General features: G+C 61.1%; 16 protein-coding genes. 7 read left to right on the forward strand and 9 right to left on the reverse strand.

What is annotated here, in order from left to right; genetic code table 11:
- The 4 genes from SOP97_RS03810 to SOP97_RS03825 all read right to left on the reverse strand — a co-directional run bounded on the left by SOP97_RS03810 (window position 1) and on the right by SOP97_RS03825 (window position 3,516).
- Window positions 1-1,068 (reverse strand): transporter substrate-binding domain-containing protein, encoded by a 1,068-nt coding sequence (locus tag SOP97_RS03810; RefSeq protein ID WP_322948255.1) that lies wholly within the window; start codon window positions 1,066-1,068, stop codon window positions 1-3.
- Window positions 1,069-1,129: 61 nt separating this feature from the next.
- Window positions 1,130-1,924, reverse strand: a complete 795-nt coding sequence (locus SOP97_RS03815) for a thymidylate synthase (protein WP_322948256.1) — start codon at window positions 1,922-1,924, stop codon at window positions 1,130-1,132.
- Complete coding sequence (gene lgt, locus SOP97_RS03820) at window positions 1,921-2,724, reverse strand: prolipoprotein diacylglyceryl transferase (RefSeq protein WP_322948257.1); 804 nt, start codon at window positions 2,722-2,724, stop codon at window positions 1,921-1,923. The genes SOP97_RS03815 and lgt overlap by 4 nt, the downstream gene beginning before the upstream one ends.
- Window positions 2,725-2,733: 9 nt before the next feature.
- Window positions 2,734-3,516 (reverse strand): sulfite exporter TauE/SafE family protein, encoded by a 783-nt coding sequence (locus SOP97_RS03825; protein WP_274087130.1) that lies wholly within the window; start codon window positions 3,514-3,516, stop codon window positions 2,734-2,736.
- A 121-nt stretch (window positions 3,517-3,637) separates the two neighbouring features.
- Here SOP97_RS03825 and SOP97_RS03830 point away from each other — a divergent pair, with 121 nt between their 5' ends.
- Both SOP97_RS03830 and SOP97_RS03835 read left to right on the forward strand, forming a co-directional pair.
- The gene (locus tag SOP97_RS03830; RefSeq protein WP_322948258.1) at window positions 3,638-4,006 is read left to right on the forward strand and encodes a hypothetical protein; all 369 of its coding nucleotides are present in this window, start codon (window positions 3,638-3,640) and stop codon (window positions 4,004-4,006) included.
- A 3-nt stretch (window positions 4,007-4,009) separates the two neighbouring features.
- Complete coding sequence (locus SOP97_RS03835) at window positions 4,010-4,756, forward strand: NRDE family protein (protein WP_322948259.1); 747 nt, start codon at window positions 4,010-4,012, stop codon at window positions 4,754-4,756.
- Window positions 4,757-4,780: 24 nt separating this feature from the next.
- Here SOP97_RS03835 and ptsP read toward each other — a convergent pair whose 3' ends face one another.
- Both ptsP and SOP97_RS03845 read right to left on the reverse strand, forming a co-directional pair.
- Window positions 4,781-7,060, reverse strand: a complete 2,280-nt coding sequence (ptsP, locus tag SOP97_RS03840) for a phosphoenolpyruvate--protein phosphotransferase (protein WP_274087127.1) — start codon at window positions 7,058-7,060, stop codon at window positions 4,781-4,783.
- Window positions 7,061-7,078: 18 nt separating this feature from the next.
- Window positions 7,079-7,558: an RNA pyrophosphohydrolase gene (locus SOP97_RS03845; RefSeq protein ID WP_274087126.1), complete on the reverse strand. Its 480-nt coding sequence runs from the start codon at window positions 7,556-7,558 to the stop codon at window positions 7,079-7,081.
- A 143-nt stretch (window positions 7,559-7,701) separates the two neighbouring features.
- On the opposite strand from SOP97_RS03845, the gene SOP97_RS03850 reads away from it, so the two are divergent.
- On the forward strand, window positions 7,702-8,355 hold the full coding sequence (locus tag SOP97_RS03850; RefSeq protein WP_274087125.1) for a histidinol-phosphatase: 654 nt from the start codon (window positions 7,702-7,704) through the stop codon (window positions 8,353-8,355).
- 56 nt (window positions 8,356-8,411) lie between these two features.
- Here the strand turns inward: SOP97_RS03850 and SOP97_RS03855 are convergent, their stop codons facing one another.
- On the reverse strand, window positions 8,412-8,849 hold the full coding sequence (locus SOP97_RS03855) for a DUF2269 family protein (protein WP_322948260.1): 438 nt from the start codon (window positions 8,847-8,849) through the stop codon (window positions 8,412-8,414).
- An 18-nt stretch (window positions 8,850-8,867) separates the two neighbouring features.
- A complete protein-coding gene (gene ilvA / locus SOP97_RS03860) occupies window positions 8,868-10,382 on the reverse strand; it encodes a threonine ammonia-lyase, biosynthetic (RefSeq protein WP_411912022.1) in 1,515 nt (504 codons plus the stop codon).
- A gap of 153 nt (window positions 10,383-10,535) precedes the next feature.
- Between ilvA and rpiA the strand changes: the two genes are divergently transcribed.
- Together rpiA and SOP97_RS03870 are read left to right on the forward strand one after the other, a co-directional pair.
- On the forward strand, window positions 10,536-11,213 hold the full coding sequence (gene rpiA, locus SOP97_RS03865) for a ribose-5-phosphate isomerase RpiA (protein ID WP_322948262.1): 678 nt from the start codon (window positions 10,536-10,538) through the stop codon (window positions 11,211-11,213).
- Between the two features lie 204 nt (window positions 11,214-11,417).
- The gene (locus tag SOP97_RS03870) at window positions 11,418-13,202 is read left to right on the forward strand and encodes a GspE/PulE family protein (RefSeq protein WP_274087121.1); all 1,785 of its coding nucleotides are present in this window, start codon (window positions 11,418-11,420) and stop codon (window positions 13,200-13,202) included.
- 16 nt (window positions 13,203-13,218) lie between these two features.
- On the opposite strand, the gene SOP97_RS03875 is transcribed toward SOP97_RS03870, so the two are convergent.
- The gene (locus tag SOP97_RS03875) at window positions 13,219-13,938 is read right to left on the reverse strand and encodes a murein L,D-transpeptidase catalytic domain family protein (protein ID WP_411912020.1); all 720 of its coding nucleotides are present in this window, start codon (window positions 13,936-13,938) and stop codon (window positions 13,219-13,221) included.
- Window positions 13,939-14,044: 106 nt separating this feature from the next.
- Here SOP97_RS03875 and SOP97_RS03880 point away from each other — a divergent pair, with 106 nt between their 5' ends.
- Complete coding sequence (locus SOP97_RS03880; protein ID WP_322948264.1) at window positions 14,045-15,619, forward strand: L,D-transpeptidase family protein; 1,575 nt, start codon at window positions 14,045-14,047, stop codon at window positions 15,617-15,619.
- A 115-nt stretch (window positions 15,620-15,734) separates the two neighbouring features.
- A complete protein-coding gene (locus SOP97_RS03885; RefSeq protein ID WP_322948265.1) occupies window positions 15,735-16,655 on the forward strand; it encodes an SPFH domain-containing protein in 921 nt (306 codons plus the stop codon).

Consider the following 16,655-nt stretch of genomic DNA (forward strand, 5'->3'; position numbering starts at 1 on the left):
TCAGGGCTCGCCCAGATACAGCCGCTGCACCTGACGCCACTCGTCTTCGCCAAGGGCGCGCAACAGCTCCAGGTTGATGGGTTCGCGGTAAGGGCTGCCACTGGCCAGCGCAAACGCGTAGGACTGGTTCTCGAACGTACCGGTCAGCAGACGCAGGCCGCCTTGATTCAGCTCGCCATTGCGGTACTGCATGATCGGCAAGTCATACACCACCGCCTCCGCTTCACCCTGCTGGACCGCCTGCATGGCAGTCATCAGGTTGGGGTAATTACTGTGGCGAATGCGCTGGCTCTCCAAATAGAGCGCGCCGGATGTGTTGTCGACACTGGCCACATGGGCACGGCGCAAGTCTTCCGGCCCCTGAATACCCCCCTGCAGGTTACCCACAGTCAGCATGCTGGCAACCGCAGCGGTGAAGGTCGACACCATGATCAAACCGGCAAACATCCATACCAGCCCGACCAAACGCCCGCCTAGGGTGACCGGCGCTTTATCGCCATAGCCGACGGTGGTCATGGTGACGGCTGCCCACCAGAAACTGGAGCCCAGGCCTTGCACCGGGGTACCGCCAAACTGCTCCTGGTTATTGCGCCGCTCAAACAGCCAGAGCAACGCCCCGACCAACAGCAACAACACGGCCAAACCGGCGATCAGGCTGAGAAACTGCCAAGACAACAGCCCTCTGAGTGCCATCCAGCCACTTTTGTCGCCATCACGCTGTACGCCAATGGCCAGGCCGGTGCGGTAAAAAGGGTGGGTGAAGTCGAAGCGCTCTTCACGCTCGGCGGTCATGGTTAGCGCGCCAACCACCACGTCCAACTGGTCCTCTTCCAGGCTCGGCAGCAGGCGCTCGAACGGCATGGGCAGCAGTTCGAAACGGTAGCCCGCAGCGCTGGCCACCGTGCGCCACAAATCGATACTGATGCCGCGCCAGCTGCCATCCGGCTCTTTGATCACGAATGGCGGCACCTCGCTGATGCCCACCCGCAGGACCGGTTCATTTGGCTCAGCGGCCGCTGCATTGAAACCCAGCAGCATCAACCACAAGGCGATCAGAACTCTCGGCATGCGTTATTCCCCCAACTGAAAGACACCTCAGGGTAACAAATACAGCCGTCTCAACCCGTGATCAGACCGCCACCGGCGCACTGATGTGCGGATGCGCCTGGTAACCCAGCAGTTCGAAGTCCTCGAATTTGAAGGCCAGAATGTCCTTCACCTCGGGGTTGATCTTCATGGTCGGCAGCGGCAGCGGCTCGCGGCTCAGCTGCAGGTCGGTCTGCTCGATATGGTTGGCGTACAGGTGGCAGTCGCCGCCGGTCCAGATAAAGTCACCGGGCTGCAAACCACAGACCTGAGCGACCATCAGGGTCAGCAAGGCATAGCTGGCAATGTTGAACGGCACCCCCAGGAAGATGTCCGCCGAGCGCTGATACAGCTGGCAGCTGAGCTTGCCGTCGGCCACATAGAACTGGAACAGCGCATGGCACGGCGGCAGCGCCATCTGCTCGACCAGCGCCGGGTTCCAGGCCGAAACGATCAAGCGGCGCGAGTCCGGATTCGTCTTGATCATCTCGATCAGCTTGCTGATCTGGTCAATCGACTCGCCGTTCGGCGCCGGCCAGCTGCGCCACTGGTAACCGTAGACCGGGCCGAGGTCGCCGTTTTCGTCGGCCCACTCGTCCCAGATACGCACACCGTTGTCCTTCAGGTACTTGATGTTGGTGTCGCCCTGAAGGAACCACAGCAGCTCGTGGATGATCGATTTCAGGTGGCACTTCTTGGTGGTCACCAGCGGGAAGCCATCGGCCAAGTTGAAGCGCATCTGATGGGCAAAAATGCTGTAGGTGCCGGTGCCGGTGCGGTCACTCTTGAAGGTGCCGGTCTCGCGCACCAAGCGCATTAAGTCGAGGTACTGTTTCATTGCGCGGCCTCCTGTGCAGCCTGACGTTTGTAGGCATAGGCAATCAGACCCAGGCCGCCGAGCACCATCGGTACGCAGAGCACCTGGCCCATGGTCAGCCAGCCACCAGCCAGGTAGCCGAGCTGGGCATCCGGCACGCGGACAAATTCGACGATAAAGCGGAAGATCCCGTAGCACATGGCGAACATGCCAGAGACCGCCATGGTCGGCCGCGGTTTGCGCGAGTAGAACCAGAGGATGGCAAACAGCGCCACGCCTTCCAGGGCGAACTGGTACAGCTGCGAGGGATGCCGCGCCAGTTGCTGCGGATCGGTGGGGAAGACCATTGCCCATGGCAAGTCGGTCGCTTTGCCCCACAGCTCGGCATTAATGAAGTTACCGATGCGCCCCGCCCCAAGGCCGATCGGCACCAGCGGCGCGATAAAGTCCATCAGTTCGAAGAAGCTCTTGTTGTTGCGCTTGCCGAACCACCAGGTCGCCAGCATCACGCCGATTAGACCGCCATGGAACGACATGCCGCCTTCCCAGATGCGCAGCATGCGAATCGGTTCGGCGATATAAGCCGCCAAGTCGTAGAACAGCACGTAGCCCAAGCGCCCACCAAGAATCACCCCCATGGCCACCCAAAACACCAGATCGGAGAGTTTTTCCTTATTCCAGCTCGGCGCAAAAGCGTTAACCCGGCGCGAGGCCAGCCACCACGCACCGCCAATGCCAATGAGGTACATCAGGCCGTACCAATGAATTTTCAGCGGGCCCAGGGCCAGTGCAACAGGGTCGATCTGCGGGTAAGGCAGCATTTCAATTCCTCAAATCAGAAAACTCAGGCCCACGCTGAACAACAGCAGAGCAAACAGACGCTTTAGCAGGCGCGGCGACAGCTTGTGCGCCAAGCGGGCACCCACACGGGCAAAGAACATGCTGGGAATGGCAATCCCGACCAGCGCTGGCAGGTAAACAAACCCCAGGCTCCACTCAGGCAACTCAGGTTTATCCCAGCCCAGCCAGATAAAGCTCAGGGCGCTGGCTACGGCAATCGGCAGGCCACAGGCTGAAGAGGTCGCCACGGCTTTCTGCATGGGCACGCTGCGCCAGGTCAGGAACGGCACGCTGAGTGAACCACCACCGATGCCAAAAATCGCCGACGCCCAGCCAATCACCACGCCCGCCAGGGTCAAGCCCGGCTTGCCTGGGACCGTACGGCTGGGGTTGGGTTTCAGCTCCAAGGCCATCTGTATGGCAATGATGATCGCGAATACGCCGATGATCTTCTGCAGCATTGGCCCCTGGATGGCCGCTGCGGTCATCGCGCCAATGGCGGCGCCGAACAAAATGCCCAGGGTCATCCAGGCAAACACCGGCCACAGCACCGCACCTTTACGCTGGTGTTCGAGCACCGAATTGATCGACGTGAAGATAATCGTCGCCAGCGACGTGCCGACCGCCAAGTGCGTCAAGACCGCCGCATCGAACCCCTGCGCGGCAAAACTCAACACCAGTACCGGCACGATAATGATGCCGCCACCCACGCCGAATAAACCGGCCAGGGTTCCAGCAGCAGCCCCCAAAACTAAATACAGCAACAGTTCCATCAGCACCCCCGCAAACAATCCCGCATGGTAACGGATGCACAGGGCCGGACTCTACTTCGGGCGATGGATGTCCTCGTGGGCTTTGCGTACAGTGCCAGAACTCTCTAAGGAATAGAGCACTGTGCGCCCGACCCTGTACCTCAAGTTGAGCTGTAACCAGATGCACCTGACGCACCTGCAAAGTGGCCGCGAGCTGCACCTGCAAGCCGATCCGCCGTTCAGCAGTCAACGCTTGCTGGTGGCGGATTTTGCCGCGGCCGAGCACCTGCTGCAGCGCGCTCTTGCTGAACTGCTGCCCAAGCGTTTCTTGCGCCTGAGCGTGCCACCACAGTTGCTGATCCAACCACTGGAGCGCCTGGAAGGTGGCCTGTCGCAGGTCGAGGAGCGCATTTTACTGGAGCTTGGCCTGGGGTGCGGTGCGCGCAAGGTACGCCTGTACATGGACCCTGAGCTGGATAGCGCCGGGGTACTGGCGAAATTGAGGAGTTAAGCCATGTGCCTGATTGTTCTGGCGTGGCGACCCGGTCATGCCCAGCCGCTGCTGGTCGCGGCTAACCGTGATGAGTTTTATGCCAGGCCGAGCCAGCCACTGGCCGAGTGGCCCGAGGCGCCAGGGGTGTTTGCCGGGCGTGACGTGCAAGCCGGTGGTACCTGGCTGGGGGTTGGCCCGAACGGACGCTTTGCTGCCATCACCAACATTCGCAACCTGAGCCTGCCCCAGGGCGCACGCTCGCGGGGCGAACTGCCGCTGGCCTTTCTGGGCGGCGAGCTGAATACCGCCGACTTCCTTCAGCACCTGAAGGCGCAGAGTTCGAACTACAGCGGTTTCAATCTGCTGCTGGGTGATAGCCAGCAGCTCTGGCATTTCAACTCCCAAGAGCAGCGCGCCACTGCATTGGCTGAAGGCGTGCACGGGGTCTCGAATGCCGACCTAAACACGCCCTGGCCCAAGCTGTTGCGAACTAAACACGCGCTACAACGCGAACTGCCGGCGCCACACCCGCAGCGCCTGCTCAGCCTGCTGGCAGACCCAACCCAAGCCGCAGACACTGAACTGCCCCAAACCGGTATCGGCCTGACGAGCGAACGTCTGCTGTCCAGCGCCTTTATTGCCAGCCCGGCTTACGGCACACGGGCCAGCACGGTATTGATCGTCAATGCCGACGGCAGTCGCCAGTTGCTGGAGCGTAGTTTTGGGGTCAATGGGGCGTATCTGGGCGAGGTGGCGCTGAGCTGCTGATCGACATCAGCAGCACCAGGCATGTTAGGCCTGAATATCTGAGGCCGGATTGATCATGCGACCCAGGCCGAGGTTGCGCAGGGCCAGTTGCAAGGTGCTGTGGATCACCTGCGGGCTGTCAATGCTCATCACCTGACTGAGCAATTCCTGCGCCTTGCCCATGCTGATCTGCCGCAGCAGCCATTTCACCTTGGGCAGGTTGGTGGCGTTCATCGACAGGCCATCGAAGCCCATGGCCATCAGCAATACCGCCGCCGCCGGGTCGCCGGCCATCTCGCCGCAAATGGTCACGGGTTTGCCTTCGGCATGCCCGCCCGCCACCACGATCTGCAACGCCTGCAGCACGGCGGGGTGGAGGAAGTCATAGAGGTCGGCCACCCGTGGATTGTTACGGTCCACGGCTAGCAAGTACTGGGTCAGATCGTTGGAGCCGACCGAGAGGAAGTCGACCTGACGCGCCAACTCGCGCACCTGATAAACCGCCGCAGGAATCTCGATCATCACGCCAATGGGCGGCAGCGGCACGTCGGTGCCTTCATCGCGTACCTCGCCCCAGGCGCGGTGAATCAAGTGCAGCGCCTCTTCTAGCTCCTGAATGCCGGAAATCATCGGCAGCAGGATGCGCAGATTGTTCAAGCCTTCGCTGGCCTTGAGCATGGCGCGGGTCTGCACCAGAAAGATTTCCGGGTGATCGAGGGTCACACGGATGCCGCGCCAACCGAGGAAGGGGTTGTCTTCCTTGATCGGAAAATAGCTAAGCGCCTTGTCGCCGCCGATATCCAGGCTGCGCATGGTCACCGGCAGCGGATGGAAGGCCACCAACTGCTCGCGGTAAATCGCCAGCTGCTCCTTCTCGCTGGGGAAACGCTCCTTGATCATAAACGGCACTTCGGTGCGATACAGGCCAACACCTTCAGCCCCGCGCTCTTGCGCGCGCTTCACATCGGCGAGCAGGCCGGTGTTGACCCACAGCGGCATACGGTGGCCGTCGAGGGTTTCGCAGGGCAAGGCGCGCAATGCATCCAGGCCCTGAGCCAGCTGGCGTTCTTCCTCAACCACTTCGGCGTATTGCTTGCGCAATATTTCACTGGGGTTGGTGAAGACCTCACCGTGGTAGCCGTCGACGATCAGCTGAATGCCATCGATCTTCGAATACGGCAGGTCAACCGCACCCATCACAGTGGGGATACCCATGGCGCGGGCGAAAATCGCCACATGCGAGTTACCCGAACCCTGCACCGACACCAGGCCGACCAGCTTGCCTTCCGGCACCTCGCCGAGCATCGCCGGCGACAGCTCTTCGCTGACCAGGATGCAGTTGTCTGGGTACACCAGGGTTTGCTGCCGCGCCTGCTGCAAATAGGCGAGCAAGCGCCGGCCGAGGTCTTTGACATCACTGGCGCGCTCGCGCAAGTAAGCGTCGTCCATCAACTCGAAACGGTTGATGTGCTCGCCAACCACCTGACGCAGTGCGCCCTGGGCCCATTGACCAGTACGAATGACCTTGACCACCTCGTTACCCAGGGCGGCGTCTTCCAGCATCATCAGGTAGACATCGAACAGTGCGCGCTCTTCCGGGCGCAGCTGAGTAGCCATCTTCGCCGACAGCGCGCGCATGTCGCTGCGCACGCCTTCCAGGGCGTTATTGAACAGGGTCAGCTCGGCCGCGATGTCGTCGACGGATTTGTCTGGCACCACATCCAGGTCGGCCGGTGGCAGCACCACCACTGCCGTACCCACAGCGGCACCGGGTGATCCCGGCACACCCACGAACTTGGCCTCCTGAATGCCCTTACCCTGACGCCCCAGGCCGCGGATTGAGCCGGTGGCCTCAGCGTGGGCGATAACCCCGGCAAGCTGCGCACTCATGGTGACCAGGAAGGCTTCTTCGCCCTCATCAAACTGTCGGCGTTCTTTTTGCTGCACGACCAATACACCCATCACCCGACGGTGGTGGATGATCGGCGAGCCGAGGAAGGAGGCGTAACGCTCTTCGCCGGTTTCAGCAAAGTAGCGGTAGCGCGGGTGTTCAGAAGCATGTTCGAGGTTGAGTGGCTCTTCGCGGGTGCCGACCAAGCCGACCAGGCCCTCGTTGGGCGCCATGCTGACCTTGCCGATGGCTTTCTTGTTCAAGCCCTCGGTGGCCATCAGCACAAAGCGATTGGTTTCCGGGTCCAGCAGGTAGACCGAGCAGACTTGGCTGCCCATGGCTTCGCGCACTCGCTGCACGATAATGCCCAGCGCCGCCTTGAGGTCCTTGGCGGCATTTACTTCCTGGACAATCTTGCGCAGCGTATTGAGCATGTTTGGCTCTAGCCTGTGTCAGTCCCGCGCCAAGAGGCGTGGGGCGAGTTCTTTTAAGGCGCGACGGTAAACCTCGCGCTTGAAGGTGACCACCTGGCCCAATGGGTACCAGTAACTGACCCAACGCCAACCGTCGAATTCCGGTTTGCCGGTCAGGTCCATGCGCACACGGTCTTCTGCACCGGTTAGGCGCAGGAGAAACCACTTCTGTTTCTGCCCGATGCACAGCGGCTGGCTGTGCGTGCGCACCAAACGCTGCGGCAAACGATAACGCAACCAGCCCCGGGTGCAGGCGAGAATTTTCACATCCTGCTGCTCTAGGCCGACTTCTTCGTTCAATTCGCGGTACAACGCGTCTTCCGGCGACTCATGGTCATTAATCCCGCCTTGCGGGAACTGCCAAGCGTCCTGGTTTATCCGACGCGCCCACAGCACCTGGCCGTCATCATTGGTCAGAATGATGCCGACATTAGGGCGAAAACCATCAGAGTCGATCACGGCGCACAACCTCGTAAACGCATGTTTTGGCATTGTTCCACAAAGGCCGTCGCAGCAGCAACGCGAGCGGGTCGCGTAATGGGAATGACCTTTAAAAGCCGTTATCCTCAGCCCTCTCAGACCTTTGCGAAGATAGGTGCCCTGTGCGTTTGGCTTTATTCGATCTCGACAACACCCTACTCGGCGGCGACAGCGATCACGCCTGGGGCGATTATCTGTGTGAGCGCGGCATCCTCGACGGGATTGCCTACAAGGCGCGCAATGATGAGTTCTACCAGGATTACCTGGCCGGCCGCCTGAACATCACCGACTACCTGAATTTCAGCCTGGAAATCCTCGGCCGCACGGAAATGGCGCAACTTGAGCAGTGGCACCGCGAATTTATGCATGATTGCGTTGAGCCGATCATTCTCGCCAAAGGCGAAGCCCTGCTCGCCGAGCACCGCGAAGCCGGCGACAAGCTGCTGATCATCACCGCCACCAACCGCTTCGTCACTGCGCCAATTGCCGCGCGCCTGGGTGTCGACACCCTGCTCGCCACTGAGTGTGAAATGGCCGACGGCCGCTACACCGGTCGCACCACTGACGTGCCATGTTTTCAGGATGGCAAAGTCACTCGCCTCAACCGCTGGCTCGGCGAAACCGGCTTGAGCTTGCACGACAGCTATTTTTACAGCGACTCGCTGAACGACCTGCCACTGCTGGAACAGGTCAGCCATCCGTTTGCCGTCGACCCCGACCCGAAGCTGCGCGCCGAAGCCGAACAGCGCGGCTGGCCAGTGATCTCGCTGCGCTAAGCCCGCTGCAAATAAAAACGCCGCCTGATCAGGCGGCGTTTTTATTTGGGTGTTATTCAGGCTGGTTTGGCGCCCATCAGCCCCATGATCACCAGTAGCAGCAACACGATCAGCCCGGCATACAACGCACAGAAGCGCAGCAGCTTGATCGGAGCTGTATCGGCCAATGCCTGCCAGGCCGACAGGCGGCCATTGAGCAGCAGGCCGAACAGCACCAGCAGGCCGAACAGCACGCTACTGGCGAGCAACCAGGTTTGCCCCAGCGGGAAGCCCGCCAGATTGACCATCCACCAGCCACTGACCGGCAAGCTCAGGGCCAGCAGACCGAATACCGGTAGGCTGATCAGCCGGGTGCGCTTGAGCTTGCGCTGAAGCACCAGCGCATCACCGCCCTTCGCCGCTTTCCAGAGCATAAATACATGCGCCAGAACACCGAGCAACAACAGCACGCCGGGCGCACTGTGGAGAATTTTCAGCAGTTGGTAATGTTCCATCGATTCAGCTCCTGCCGATTAACCTAAAAAGAGTTTGTACGCCGGGTTGTCGCTCTCATCCCAGTAGCGGTAACCGATAGCGTCAAGCGCCGCCGGTAACAGGTGACGCTCGTCACTGGGAACCTGCAGGCCTGCCACCACGCGGCCATCGGCTGCACCATGGTTGCGATAGTGGAACATCGAGATGTTCCAGCGACCACCAAGCTTTTGTAAGAAATTAAACAGTGCACCTGGGCGCTCAGGGAACTCGAAGCGCAATACACATTCATCCGGCACCGCTGCGGCGTGGCCGCCGACCATATGGCGGATATGCAGCTTGGCCAGTTCGTTATCGGTCAGGTCCAGCACCGGGAAGCCTTGATCACGCAGGCCCTGCACCAGGGCTGCACGCGGATCGTTGTCCGGATGAGTCTGCACGCCAACAAAAATGTGCGCCTCTTTGTCCTGATGAAAACGGTAGTTGAACTCGGTGATCTGGCGCTTGCCGATGGCCTCGCAAAACGCCTTAAAGCTGCCCGGATGCTCAGGGATGGTCACGGCAATGATCGCTTCGCGCTTCTCACCCAGCTCGGCACGTTCGGCCACGTGACGCAGGCGGTCGAAGTTGACGTTAGCGCCGGAGTCGATACCGACCAATACCTGATCACGGCAGCCTTCACGCTCCACGTACTTCTTAATCCCGGCCACACTCAGCGCGCCGGCAGGTTCGGTGATCGAGCGGGTATCGTCGTAGATGTCCTTAATTGCGGCGCAGATCTCGTCAGTGCTGACGGTGATCACCTCATCGACATGGTCCTTGCACACATCGAAGGTGTGCTGGCCAATTTGCGCCACGGCCACGCCGTCAGCAAACAACCCAACTTGCGGCAACACCACCCGCTCACCAGCGGCCATGGCCGCCTGCAGGCAGTTGGAGTCATCCGGTTCGACGCCGATGATCTTGATTTCCGGGCGCAGGTATTTCACATAGGCGGCGATCCCAGCGATCAGCCCGCCGCCACCGACGGGGACGAAGATCGCATCCAGCTTGCCGGGTTGCTGACGGAGAATTTCCATGGCGATGGTGCCCTGGCCGGCGATGGTGTGCGGGTCATCGTAGGGGTGGATATAGATGTAGCCCTTCTCATCCACCAGCTTCAGCGAATAGGCCAGCGCCTCAGGGAAGCTGTCGCCGTGCAACACCACTTTGCCGCCGCGCGAGCGCACGCCCTGCACCTTGATCTCCGGGGTGGTCTTGGGCATCACAATCGTGGCTTTAACCCCCAGCACCTTGGCGGCCAGCGCCAGGCCCTGAGCATGGTTACCCGCCGACGCGGTGACCACGCCACGCGCCTGTTCCTCACTCGAAAGCTGCGCCAGCTTGTTGTAGGCACCACGAATCTTGAACGAGTACACCGGTTGCAGGTCTTCGCGCTTGAGCAAAATCTGGTTACCCAGACGCTCGGAAAGCTGGTTCGCGGCGTGCAGCGGGGTTTCCACCGCCACGTCGTAGACGCGCGAGGTGAGGATCTTTTTAACGTACTGTTCGAGCATGGCGTGATCGCAGGCGGCTTTTCGGGGAGCCAACGAGTCTACCCCAGGGCCACGCCGCACGACCACACAACACCGGGGATTTCCCGGCCGCCAGCTCACTGGCGGCACAGGCGCGCTATAATTTCGCCCCCTCACTCCCACGCCAGGTGCCCCATGCTCAATCAAGATCAACTCAAGCAAGCCGTCGCCCAGGCTGCCGTCGACTTTATTCTGCCCAAGCTCGACGCCAAGAGTGTGATCGGCGTCGGCACGGGCTCCACCGCCAACTGCTTTATCGACGCCCTGGCCAAACACAAAATGGAATTCGACGGTGCCGTGGCCAGCTCCGAAGCCACCGCCGCACGCCTCAAAGGCCACGGTATTCCGGTGTATGAGCTGAACAGCGTTAGCGATCTGGAATTTTATATCGACGGCGCCGATGAGAGCGACGAACACCTCAACCTGATCAAGGGCGGCGGCGCAGCCCTGACCCGCGAGAAGATCGTCGCGGCCGTGGCGCAAACCTTTATCTGCATCGCCGACGCCAGCAAACTGGTGCCACTACTGGGGGCCTTCCCGCTGCCGGTGGAAGTCATCCCGATGGCGCGCAGCCATGTGGCCCGCCAACTGGTCAAGCTCGGTGGCGACCCCGTGTATCGTGAGGGAGTGGTAACCGACAACGGCAATATCATCCTCGACGTGTTCAACCTGTCGATCACCAACCCGGCCGAGCTGGAAAGCCAGATCAACGCCATCGTCGGCGTGGTCACCAATGGTCTGTTTGCCGCCCGCCCGGCCGACCTGCTGCTGCTCGGCACCGCCGAAGGGGTCAAAACCCTCAAGCGCGCCTAACCGCTCACCAACCGCCGGCGGCGGTAAAACAAGCTCGGCAGGCCACTTGTGGCTCACGCACTCAGGCGTGACTCGGAGGGCGAGACGTTAACCAAGCCGTGACTCGATATGAGCACGCGAAAATGGATTAAGTCGGCAGACAGTCCGTCTACTTGGCGTCATGCTGCCGACATTGCTTAGTGACCAGGATTGCCAGGGAGTTTTATGTCCGTATTCGTCTCGTCCGCCCATGATCGCCAACTGGAACTCGCCGACCTGTTGCGTGAGCTGGTCGCCCAAGGCCGGACCCATCAGGACAGTGCCGAACAATGCCTGGCAATCCGCCGCAGCTCGGTGAATAACCAGCTACACCCGCTCGAGTTTCTTGCCGCCCAACAACTCGATGACCTCAAACATCCGGGTAAAAAACTCGAACTGGAAGGGCTGTCTAGCTGGCTGGCAGAGCAATGCGGGCAACCCTTTCTGCGCATCGACCCGCTAAAAATCGATGTCGCCGCCATTACCCCCTTGATGTCCTACGCCTTCGCCCAGCGCCACAAGATTCTCGCCGTGGCGGTGGATAGCGACAGCGTGACCATCGCCAGCAGCCAACCCCTGGTGCACAGCTGGGAAGCCAACCTGACCCATGTACTCAAGCGCCCAATCAAGCGCGTGGTAGCCAGCCCAGCGGATATTCAGCGCTTTACCGTGGAATTTTACCGCCTGGCCAAGTCGGTCAGCGGCGCCTCGGCCGGCGACACGAAGATCAGCGGCAGCGGAAACTTCGAGCAACTGCTGAACCTCGGCGCCCAGGATCAGGAGCCCGACGCCAACGACGCGCATATCGTCAATATCGTCGACTGGCTGTTCCAGTACGCCTTTACCCAGCGCGCCAGTGATATTCATATCGAGCCGCGCCGCGAGCAGGGCAGCGTGCGCTTTCGCATCGACGGCGTGCTGCACACCGTCTATCAATTTCCGCCACAGGTGACCATGGCCATCGTCAGCCGCCTGAAAAGCCTCGGGCGGATGAACGTAGCGGAAAAACGCAAACCGCAGGATGGCCGGGTCAAAACCAAAACCCCAGACGGTGGTGAAGTCGAGCTGCGCCTGTCGACCATGCCCACGGCATTTGGCGAAAAAATGGTCATGCGGATTTTCGACCCCGAAGTGCTGCTGAAAAGCTTCGACCAGCTGGGCTTTTCCGCCGACGACCTGAGGCGCTGGCAAGGCATGACGGGCCAGCCCAACGGCATCATCCTGGTCACCGGCCCCACTGGTTCAGGCAAAACCACCACGCTGTACACCACGCTCAAGCAACTGGCGACTCAGGAAGTCAACGTGTGCACCATCGAAGACCCAATCGAGATGATCGAAGGCGCCTTCAACCAGATGCAGGTGCAACACAATATCGACCTGACCTTCGCCAGCGGCGTGCGCGCCCTGATGCGTCAGGACCCAGACATCATCATGGTTGGCGAAATCCGCGACCTGGAAACCGCCGAGATGGCGATCCAGGCGGCGCTGACCGGCCACCTGGTACTGTCGACCCTGCACACCAACGACGCACCCAGCGCCATTACCCGCCTGCTGGAACTGGGCGTGCCGCACTACCTGCTCAAGGCCACCCTGCTCGGCGTAATGGCCCAGCGCCTGGTGCGCACCCTGTGCCCGCATTGCAAGGCCCCGCAGGAGCTGGATGAAGAAGACTGGCAAAGCCTGACCAAACCCTGGAGTGCACCGATGCCGACCCAGGCCTGCCGCGCTGTGGGCTGCCTGGAGTGCCGCGACACGGGCTACCGTGGCCGCGCCGGGGTGTATGAAATCATGCTGATTAATGATGCGATGAAGCCACTGATCACCGCCGACACTGACCTGATTGCCCTACGCCGGCATGCCTTCAAGGAGGGCATGCGCAGCCTGCGCCTGTCTGGCGCGCAGAAGGTCGCCGCCGGCCTGACCACTATCGAGGAAGTGCTGCGGGTCACTCCGCAGAGTGAGCAAAAATAGCCTCACCCCGCGAGTTTCAGCTGCGCGGCAAACGCTGCTGGCGGGCCTGGGTACTTGCCACCCGCTGGGGCTTGCAGTCCAGATACGCTGAGCCCTGCAACCAGCGCTGATTGGAATGCCAGGCGAAGAGAAACTGCCCACCCTTGAGCTGGTCGACCACCATGCGCGCCACTTCGGGGCGCACCGCCGGGCACCCCAGGCTACGGCCAATGCGCCCCTGGCTCTGCACCAGGCGCGGGCTGACATAGTCCGCCCCGTGAATGACGATGGCACGCTCACGGGCCAAGTCGTTCAGCCCCGGCTCCAGGCCATCCATGCGTAAGGAATAACCGTGCTTACCGCGGTAGCTTTCGGCGGTACGAAACAGCCCGAGGCTGCTCTGGTTACTGCCCAGGCGATTCGAGAAGCTCTTGGCGAAGTTCTCCCCCGACTGGCGGCCATGGGCGACAAAGTCGCGCAGCAAGAGGCGCTTGCGTTGCAGATCGAAGATCCACAGACGGCGTTCGGTGGAGGGGCGCGAATAATCGATCACGGCGAGGCGCCGAGCCGGTTCAGCGCCATGATTGACCGCACACTGCATTGCCGCCAGGGCATGCCGCAACGCCTGCTGGTTAAGCCCTGGGGCAATCCGCGCGAGATCCCTGAGCTGTCCATCCTGCTCCGCCGCCATTGCCGACAGCGGCATGCAAACCAACCAAAACCCCACAAGGCAGAACCTGCCAAGACGTCCAAACATAATCGCACTTACCTCCAGGACCTAAGTCCTGTAACAAGATCCAGCCATGACGCGCCTATACTGGCTGCGACAAACCCGCATTTAGGCCAAGGACTGGAGCAGTAGATTGTTCAAAAAACGCACACTCTACCTGAGCGCCGCCCTGCTCACCCTGCCACTGGTCGCGAATGCCGCCGATACGCCTTTCGCCACCAGCGCCGATCTGCGGCCAATTCTGGATGAGTTAAGGCAACACTGCAGCGCATTACCAGCAAGCCTAGACGAGAACGCTCAGCGCCAGTTGCAGGCTTTCTATGCTCAACGCGACGGTCAACGCGCCTGGCAAAGCAGTGAACAACGGCTGCAATTGCACGAACAGCTGACGCAGCTGGCTGATGACGGCCTACAGCCCAGCGAATATGAGCTACCCAACTGGATCGAGGAACAGCGCGACTGCGTAGACGTACTGACCAGCCACAGTTACTTGCAAGCCTTGCTGCACCTGCGCCGGGGTCGTTTGCTGCAGCAGCACCTCGAACCTCTGTGGCAGGCCCCTGGGCAGACTAATCCAGACCCAAATATGGCGACCTTGTCGCTGGCCCTGCTGCACCTGCAAGCCCCCGCAGCGGCCTTTGCCAGCGCGCGGCCGGCCACCGTGCAATACCAACAACTGCGCAGCGCCTATGCACAGCAACGCCTGCAACCGCTCACCCCATGGGTAACATTGCCCAGCGGCCCACTGCTCAAGCCCGAGCGCCAGGATGCGCGGCTGCCGGCACTGCGCGCACGGCTGTTCGCTCAGGGTTATCTGGCGACACCAGGCGAAACATTGGGCAACGTTTATGACGGGGCCACCCAGTTAGCCCTGGAGCATTTCCAGCGCGACCATGGCCTTAACCCAGACGGCATACTCGGCCCCGCCAGCCTGACGGAGCTGAATATCAGCGCGCAGAGTCGCCGCGAGCAGCTGCGCGCCAATCTCGAACGCCTGCGCTGGCTGGCCGAGGACATGCGCGGCGCTGAAGTGCTGATCAATGTGGCGGCGGGCGAGCTTCAGGTAGTGCGGGACAACCAGCTGCTCTGGCGCAGCCGCACCCAAGTCGGCCGCGCCGAACGGCAAACCCCGCTGCTCGCCTCACGTATTGAGCGGCTAACGCTCAACCCGACCTGGACCGTGCCGCCGACCATCCTGCGCGAAGACAAACTGCCGGCCATTCGCGATGACATCAGCTACCTCGAACGCCACCAGATGAGCGTACTCGACCACGCCGGCAACCTACTCGACCCCCACACTATCGACTGGGAGCGGCCCGGGGCGATTCTCCTGCGCCAGTCGGCCGGCAGCCACAACCCGCTGGGCCGGGTTGTACTGCGCTTCGCCAACCCGTTCGCGGTGTACCTGCACGACACCCCCAGCCAGCATCTATTCAGCAAAGCACCGCGCGCCTTCAGTTCCGGCTGCGTGCGGGTTGAAGCCGTCGACAGCCTGCTCGCCTGGCTGCTCACGCCGGATGAACTAAAAACGGTACAAGCGCGCATCGTCAGCGGTGACACCCAGCAGTACCGCCTGCAACATCCAGCGCCATTACTGATCGCCTACTGGACAGCAGAAGCCGGCGCCGATGGTGCCCTGCACTATTACCCGGACATCTATGGGCGCGACGGCCACCTGATCAAGGCCCTGGCTCAGCCTGTGCCCTAATCGCCAGATACGCGGGTTGATCGGCGCACCTTGCAACAGCATCGACAGCCGCGTCGGCAGCAACTGTGCTTAGATAACTCATCAGCAATCCTCATTCAGCAAGGAGCTACACCACATGGAAATCGGCAGCGTCATTTTTCTGTTTGTCGGCCTCGCCGTCGCCATCGTCTTTATGGGCTTCAAGGTTGTCCCACAGGGCTCAGAATGGACGGTCGAGCGCTTCGGCCGCTACACCAACACCCTCAAGCCGGGTTTGAACATTATTGTCCCGGTGATGGACAAGATTGGTCGCAAGCTCAACGTAATGGAAAACGTACTGGATATTCCGCCGCAGGAAGTGATCACCGCCGATAACGCCACCGTGCAGATCGACGCGATTTGCTTCTTTCAGATCATCAACGCGGCCCAGGCGGCCTACGAGGTGAACAACCTCGAACATGCCATTCGCAACCTGGTGATGACCAACATTCGTACCGTGCTGGGCTCCATGGAGCTGGACGCCATGCTCGGCCAGCGCGACGCGATCAACGAACGCCTGCTGCGCACCGTCGATGAAGCCACCGCGCCCTGGGGCATCAAGATCACCCGCATCGAGATCAAAGACATCAGCCCACCCGCTGACCTGATGGCCGCCATGTCCGGGCAGATGAAAGCCGAGCGGATCAAGCGTGCGCAGATTCTTGAAGCCGAAGGCATGCGTCAGGCCGCCATCCTCACCGCAGAAGGGCAGAAACAAGGCGACATCCTCAAGGCCGAAGGTCAGCGCCAGGCCGCCTTCCTCGAAGCCGAAGCGCGCGAGCGAGCCGCCCAGGCAGAAGCCGAAGCCACACGCATGGTTTCCGAAGCCATTGCCAGCGGTAACGTGCAGGCGGTCAACTACTTCGTCGCCCAAAAATACATCGAGGCCCTTGGCCAATTGGCCAGCGCCAACAACAGCAAAGTCATTTTGATGCCGCTGGAGGCCAGTCAGGTCATCGGCGCAGTGGGCGGCATTGGGGAAATCGTCAAAGCCACCTTCGGCGAGAACAAGGGTTAA

Source organism: Pseudomonas spirodelae, from assembly GCF_034653255.1.
GTDB classification, from domain to species: domain Bacteria; phylum Pseudomonadota; class Gammaproteobacteria; order Pseudomonadales; family Pseudomonadaceae; genus Aquipseudomonas; species Aquipseudomonas spirodelae.